This window comes from Streptomyces sp. NPDC006012, from assembly GCF_042871185.1.
Taxonomy (GTDB): Bacteria; Actinomycetota; Actinomycetes; order Streptomycetales; family Streptomycetaceae; genus Streptomyces.
In genome coordinates this window covers 245,606-251,872 of the sequence record NZ_JBIAIE010000009.1, presented here as the reverse complement: position 1 = coordinate 251,872, position 6,267 = coordinate 245,606, and the positions used below count along the sequence as shown (strand labels likewise).

Here is a 6,267-nt window from a genome sequence, read left to right as displayed (position 1 = left end):
CGAACACATCCGTCGCCACCGCCAGCTCCCGCAGCAACGCCAACGTCTCATCGGTGACGAGATGCTTCGAATAGTCGATGTACAGGTCACCGACCTGGAGCGTGTAGCCGGCGCCGCGCCCCGGGTCGGCGGCGAACAGTTCCCGCAGGTGGGTGGCGCCGAGCTGCTCACGGTGCTCGGCCAGCGCGGTCCACTCGGGCATCTGGTTGAGCCTGGTACGGCCGTCTGCGTTCATATCCGACTTCAGCCTTCTTTCCTGCCTGTCCCTGCTGCGTGCGGCTTGCCCTGCTGCCGGTCCCAACCTAAATGATCAGGGTCTGGCATGACCGGCCGCGCCGCCGTCGTCCGGTAGGGCAACGGGCAGGTCCGCCGTGCGCACCGGTATCAGCGAGATGACGGCGAAGGCGAAGAGGACGGCGGCGCACAGGGCGGGGCCGTTGAGACCGAACGCGCTGGTCGCGATGCCACCGAAGAGGGCGCCGAGCGGTGCGCCGGAGGTCGAGGCGGTACGGAACGCGGAGGCGACGCGGCCGGTCAACGTCTCGGGGCTGCGTTGCTGCATCAGTGTGACCTGGTTGACGTTCCACACCATGGACATGACGCCGAGCAGCGCCATGCCGACGAGGAGGGCGGCCAGGTGCCGCACGGACCCGATGAGCAGCAGGGACGCCGTCTGGACGCCGCCCGCCACCAGCAGCGCCCCCGCCCGCCCGGCGCGCCGCGCGATCCGCTGGGTGAGGAAGCCGCCGGTGATGCTGCCGACCGAGTACGCCGTCATCGCGGCCGCGTATCCCCCACTGCCCGCGTGCAGCCAGCGGGTGACGTGCAGCACCAGCGTGCCGATCAGGGCGCCCATGCCGATGTTGCACAGCAGCGTGGCCACGCAGGTCGCCCGCAGAGTCGGGTCCCGCCACAGCACGCGCAGCCCCGCACCGATCTCCGCGCGCAGCGTGCTCCCGGCCGGGCGCGGCTCCCGCCGCGACGGCGGGATCCGCAGCGACGCCACCAGCGCCGCGGCCACCAGGAACGTGACCGCGTCGGCCGTGAACGGCACGAAGGCCCCGGCCAGCAGCATCAGCGGCACGAACGGACCCGCCAGCAGCCCGCCCGCCACCCGCTGTCCGGTCATCAGCCGGGCATTGGCACCGCCCAGCGCCCCGCGCTCCACCAGGGACGGCAGCAGGGCCGTGGCGGCGTTGTCGAACAGTGTCTGGAGCGTGGTCAGCGCGAAGGCGAGCGCGAGCAGCAATGGGATCGAGGCACGGCCGAGCCCCACGGCGAGCGCGAAGGCGGCGACGAGCAGACCTCGTACCGTGTCCACGGCCCACATCGCCCGCCGCTGGTCCACCCGGTCCGCCACGGCGCCGCCGAGCAGTCCGAACAGCAGCCACGGAACGTAGCCGCAGGCGGTCACGGACGCGATGACGAGGGGGTTGTCGGTCAGGCGCACGGCGAGCAAGGGCAGCGCGGTGGTCCGCAGCGCGTCCCCGAACCGGGAGACCACCGCGGCCGTCCACAGCCGTCCGAAACCTCCGCGCCATGCGGGCGTGTTCCTGCCCGCCGCGTCGACCGCCGCCACTGCTCCCCCCTCACGATGCGCCGATGAGGACACCGTAGAGGGCACCACTGACAATCGGTCCGCGGTCGCCGGGCGGCGGAGGTGCGAAACAGCTCCGGCCAGACGCCCGAGGGCGTCCGGCCGGTCCGCAACTCCTAGATTTCGCCCCGCAGTTTGGCGAGCGCCTCGGCGAGAATCGCCTCACCGTCCGCGTCGCTGCGCCGCTCCCGTACGTACGCGAGGTGCGTCTTGTACGGCTCGGTACGCGGCGGGTCCGGCGGGTTGTCCCGGTCCTGTCCGGCCGGGAATCCGCAACGCGGGCAGTCCCAGGTTTCGGGTACCTGCGCGTCGCTGGCGAAGCTGGGCTGCGTCTCGTGCCCGTTGGAGCACCAGAAGGAGATGCGCAGACGCGGGGCGGATTCTCCCCGCTCGGCCTCGCCCATCGGCCCCGCCCCGACCCGGCTTCCTCGGATCGCGTTGCCACTTGCCACGGTCGTAACTCCCTGCGTGATGGTGCCGCGAAGCGAGTCGGCGTTCCGCTTCGCTGCGAGCGCCACAGTCTACGTAAGGCCCAACGCGCGTCCGGTGATTGGAGTTACCGTCCCCCTCAACCAGACGCAAGCCCCATGATAGGCCGCGCTCCGGGGCGCGTACCGACCATGGGGCTTCACGTTTGCCACGTATTGCGTCATTCAGCTCGTCTTCAGGACGAGGCCGAGGACGACGATGCACGCGAACCACAGCAGACCGATCACCAGGGTGATCCGGTCGAGGTTGCGCTCGGCGACCGACGAGCCGCCGACAGAGGACTGCATGCCGCCACCGAACATGTCGGAGAGACCGCCGCCCTTCCCCTTGTGCATCAGCACCAGCAGCATCAGCAGCAGGCTGAAGACGATCAGGGCGATCGAGAACCCCAAAACCACGGCTGGACCAACTTCCTCGGATTCGGATGGACGACGGGGGCCGGCAGCCACCTGCCGGCCCCCGCAAGGGTACGACGGATCCCGGCTGCCGCCTACTCACGGTTCTGCCAGGTCGCCCCGGGGGCGCACCGCACCGGCGCGGCGCCCCCCGGTTGCTCACTGATCGCGGAAACGGACGATCTTGACGAATTCGTCGGAGTCCAGCGAAGCGCCGCCCACCAGGGCACCGTCGATGTCGGCCTGCGCCATGATCTCGGCGACGTTGCCCGACTTCACGGAGCCGCCGTACTGGATGCGTACCTTGTCGGCCACGTCCTGTGAGTACAGCTCAGCGATCTTGGCGCGGACGGCGGCGCAGACCTCCTGGGCGTCCGCGGCACCGCAGACCTTGCCCGTGCCGATGGCCCACACGGGCTCGTAGGCGATCACGATGGTCTCGGCCTGCTCGGCGGTGAGGTCCTTCAGACCCCCTTCGACCTGGGCGAGGGTGTGGGAGACGTGGTTGCCCGCCTCGCGGACGTCCAGTTCCTCGCCGACGCACAGGATCGGGGTCAGGCCGTGCTTGTAGGCGGCCTTGGCCTTGGCGTTGACCTGCTCGTCGGTCTCCTGGTGGTACTGGCGGCGCTCGGAGTGGCCGATGACCACGTACGTGCACTTCAGCTTGGCCAGCATCGGTCCGGAGATCTCACCGGTATAGGCGCCCGAGTCGTGCGCCGAGACGTCCTGGGCACCGTACTTGATCTTGAGCTTGTCGCCGTCGACCAAGGTCTGCACGGAGCGCAGGTCGGTGAAGGGCGGCAGGACGGCGACCTCGACGGCCTCGTAGTCCTTGTCGGCCAGGGCGAAGGCGAGTTTCTGGACGTGCGCGATGGCCTCAAGGTGGTTGAGGTTCATCTTCCAGTTCCCCGCCATCAGCGGCGTGCGCGTGCTCATGCTTGGTCAGTCCTCCAGTGCGGCGAGGCCGGGGAGCGTCTTGCCCTCAAGGTATTCGAGGGAAGCGCCGCCGCCGGTCGAGATGTGGCCGAATGCGGTCTCGTCGAAGCCGAGCGTGCGCACGGCCGCGGCGGAGTCTCCGCCGCCGACGACGGTGAAGCCGTCCGAGTCGACGAGGGCCTGGGCGACGACCCTGGTGCCCTCGGCGTAGTCGGGGTGCTCGAAGACGCCCATGGGACCGTTCCAGAAGACGGTCGCGGCGTCGGCGAGCTTCGCGGCGTACAGGTCGCCGGACCGCGGGCCGATGTCCAGGCCCATCTGTCCGGCGGGGATCTTGTCCGCGTCGACCACGGAGTGCTCGGTGGCCGCCTTGGTCTTCAGGTCCGGGAACGCGGGGGCGACCACGACGTCGACCGGGAGCACCAGCTCGACGCCCAGCTTCTCGGCGCGCTCCAGGTACTCGGCTACCGCCGGGATCTGGTCCTCCTGGACGAGCGAGCTGCCGATCTCGTAGCCCTTCGCCTTGAGGAAGGTGTAGGCCATGCCGCCGCCGATGAGGAGACGGTCGGCCTTGCCGAGCAGTTCGTCGATGACGGCGAGCTTGTCGGAGACCTTGGCGCCGCCCAGCGCGACGGCGTAGGGGCGCTTGACGTCCTCGGTGAGCTTCTTCAGGACGCCGACCTCGGTGGCGATGAGATATCCGGCGTAGTGCGGCAGCCGGGCCGGCAGGTCGAAGACGGACGCGTGCTTGCGGTGCACGGCGCCGAAACCGTCGCCGACGTAGGCGTCCGCGAGAGCGGCCAGCCGGTCGGCGAACTCACCGCGCTCGGTGTCGTCCTTGGACGTTTCACCGGGGTTGAAGCGCAGGTTCTCGATGACCGCGACCTGGCCGGGCTGCAGGCCGTCGACGGCGTCGTGAGCGGCGGGGCCGGTGGTGTCCTGGGCGAACGCGATCGGCGCACCGAGGAGTTCACCGAGCCGCTCGGCTGCGGGCAGCAGCGAGAAGGCGGGGTCCGGGGCGCCCTTGGGGCGGCCCAGGTGGGAGGCGACGACCACTTTGGCGCCCGCCTCGGCGAGGGCCTTGATCGTGGGCAGGACGGCACGGATGCGGCCGTCGTCGGTGATGACGCCGTCCGCCAGCGGGACGTTGAGGTCGGCGCGGACGAAGACCCGCTTGCCGTCCACGCCCGCGCTGAGAAGTTCGTCGATGGTCTTCATGAGTGGGGCTCCTGAGGAGGCTCTTGATCCTACGAGGGCTGTTGCTTCGCAGGTCGGCCGGGGTCGGCCTGGACGCGCGTCAGGGCTCGGGCAGTGCGGTGGCGCGCTGCCCGAGCCCTGTTTCATCGCATCAGGTGCCTGCGGTGGCCGATCAGAGCTGGTCGCCGACGAAGACCGTCAGGTCCACGAGGCGGTTGGAGTAGCCCCACTCGTTGTCGTACCAACCGATGATCTTCACGTTCTTGCCCTCCTGGACCATGGTCAGGGAGGAGTCGAAGGTGCAGGACGCCGGGGCGTTGACGATGTCGGAGGAGACGATCTGGTCCTCGGTGTAGTCGAGCAGACCCTTCAGCTCGCCTTCGGCGGCCTTCTGGAAGGCGGCGTTGACCTCTTCCTTCGTGACCTCGCGGCCCAGCTCGACGACCAGGTCGGTGACGGAGCCGGTCGGGACCGGGACGCGCATCGCGATGCCGTCCAGCTTGCCCTTGAGCTGCGGCAGCACCAGGGCGGTGGCCTTGGCGGCACCGGTGGTGGTCGGGATGATGTTCTCCGCAGCGGCCCGGGCGCGGCGCAGGTCCTTGTGCGGGAAGTCCAGGATGCGCTGGTCGTTCGTGTACGCGTGCACCGTCGTCATCAGGCCCTTGACGATGCCGAAGTTCTCGTCCAGGACCTTCGCCATCGGCGCCACACAGTTGGTGGTGCAGGAGGCGTTGGAGATGACGTGGTGGTTGGCGGCGTCGTACTTCTCCTGGTTGACGCCCATCACGATGGTGATGTCCTCATCCTTGGCCGGAGCCGAGATGATGACCTTCTTGGCGCCGCCCGCGAGGTGCTTGGCCGCGTCCTCGCGCTTGGTGAAGATACCGGTCGACTCGATGACGATGTCGACGCCCAGCTCGCCCCACGGGATGTTGGCGGGGTCGCGCTCGGAGAGCACCTTGATGGTGTGGCCGCCAACCGTGATCGTGTCGGCGGTGTGGGTGACCTCCTGCTTGAGGCGGCCCAGGATGGTGTCGTACTTCAGCAGGTGAGCGGTGGTCGCGGTGTCACCCAGGTCGTTGACAGCCACGATCTCGATGTCTGCACCCTGCTCCAGCAGCGCGCGGAAGTAGTTACGACCGATGCGGCCAAAGCCGTTGATGCCTACGCGGATCGTCACGAACCGATCTCCTCGTTGGTACGCCGGCCTTCGTATGCCGGCGAGCTGTATGGGATGTCCCCGACCACCCCCGACCCTACCCTCCCGATGCCCCAGTCGTGGCATCGAGACGCCCCATACACGACACGACGGCTCGTACCCGCCAGTAAGGGCACGGGCCACCCGCACCACGCCCGCGTCTCACCTCCGGCCTCGCCCCCACCTTGCCCTTCACTTTGCCTCTTCGCTGTGGCCCTTCCCCGTACCCCTCCCCCGTGCCCCTCCCCTTGCTCATTTCGCGACTGACCGGACGCACTGACTGACGGGACCGGGGCACCGTGCAACCGATTTTGGCGATTTCACGCATTTCACTGAATTTGCTGATTCCGCGGATATCACTGGTTCGAGCTATGCGGGCCCGGGCTCCTGGCCCCTGGGCCCTGGGCCCTGGGCAGGGTGCTCGAAAGTGTGGGCGGTGGCGGGTTGTTGGGGCG

6 protein-coding genes and 1 pseudogene are annotated in these 6,267 nt (G+C 69.0%); all 7 read right to left on the bottom strand.

The window, feature by feature from the left end; genetic code table 11:
• Nucleotides 1-235: pseudogene (locus ACFYPJ_RS19215) on the bottom strand (glucose-6-phosphate isomerase); the annotation flags it as partial.
• Between the two features lie 75 nt (nt 236-310).
• On the bottom strand, nt 311-1,579 hold the full coding sequence (locus ACFYPJ_RS19210) for an MFS transporter (RefSeq protein ID WP_389018159.1): 1,269 nt from the start codon (nt 1,577-1,579) through the stop codon (nt 311-313).
• Nucleotides 1,580-1,713: 134 nt separating this feature from the next.
• Nucleotides 1,714-2,049, bottom strand: a complete 336-nt coding sequence (locus tag ACFYPJ_RS19205) for an RNA polymerase-binding protein RbpA (protein WP_003976875.1) — start codon at nt 2,047-2,049, stop codon at nt 1,714-1,716.
• 201 nt (nt 2,050-2,250) lie between these two features.
• Complete coding sequence (gene secG / locus ACFYPJ_RS19200) at nt 2,251-2,484, bottom strand: preprotein translocase subunit SecG (protein WP_389018157.1); 234 nt, start codon at nt 2,482-2,484, stop codon at nt 2,251-2,253.
• A gap of 156 nt (nt 2,485-2,640) precedes the next feature.
• Nucleotides 2,641-3,417, bottom strand: a complete 777-nt coding sequence (tpiA, locus tag ACFYPJ_RS19195; RefSeq protein ID WP_389018154.1) for a triose-phosphate isomerase — start codon at nt 3,415-3,417, stop codon at nt 2,641-2,643.
• A gap of 6 nt (nt 3,418-3,423) precedes the next feature.
• Nucleotides 3,424-4,635 (bottom strand): phosphoglycerate kinase, encoded by a 1,212-nt coding sequence (locus ACFYPJ_RS19190; protein WP_389018151.1) that lies wholly within the window; start codon nt 4,633-4,635, stop codon nt 3,424-3,426.
• Nucleotides 4,636-4,786: 151 nt separating this feature from the next.
• Complete coding sequence (gene gap / locus ACFYPJ_RS19185; RefSeq protein WP_389018148.1) at nt 4,787-5,794, bottom strand: type I glyceraldehyde-3-phosphate dehydrogenase; 1,008 nt, start codon at nt 5,792-5,794, stop codon at nt 4,787-4,789.
• Nucleotides 5,795-6,267 lie beyond the last annotated feature (473 nt).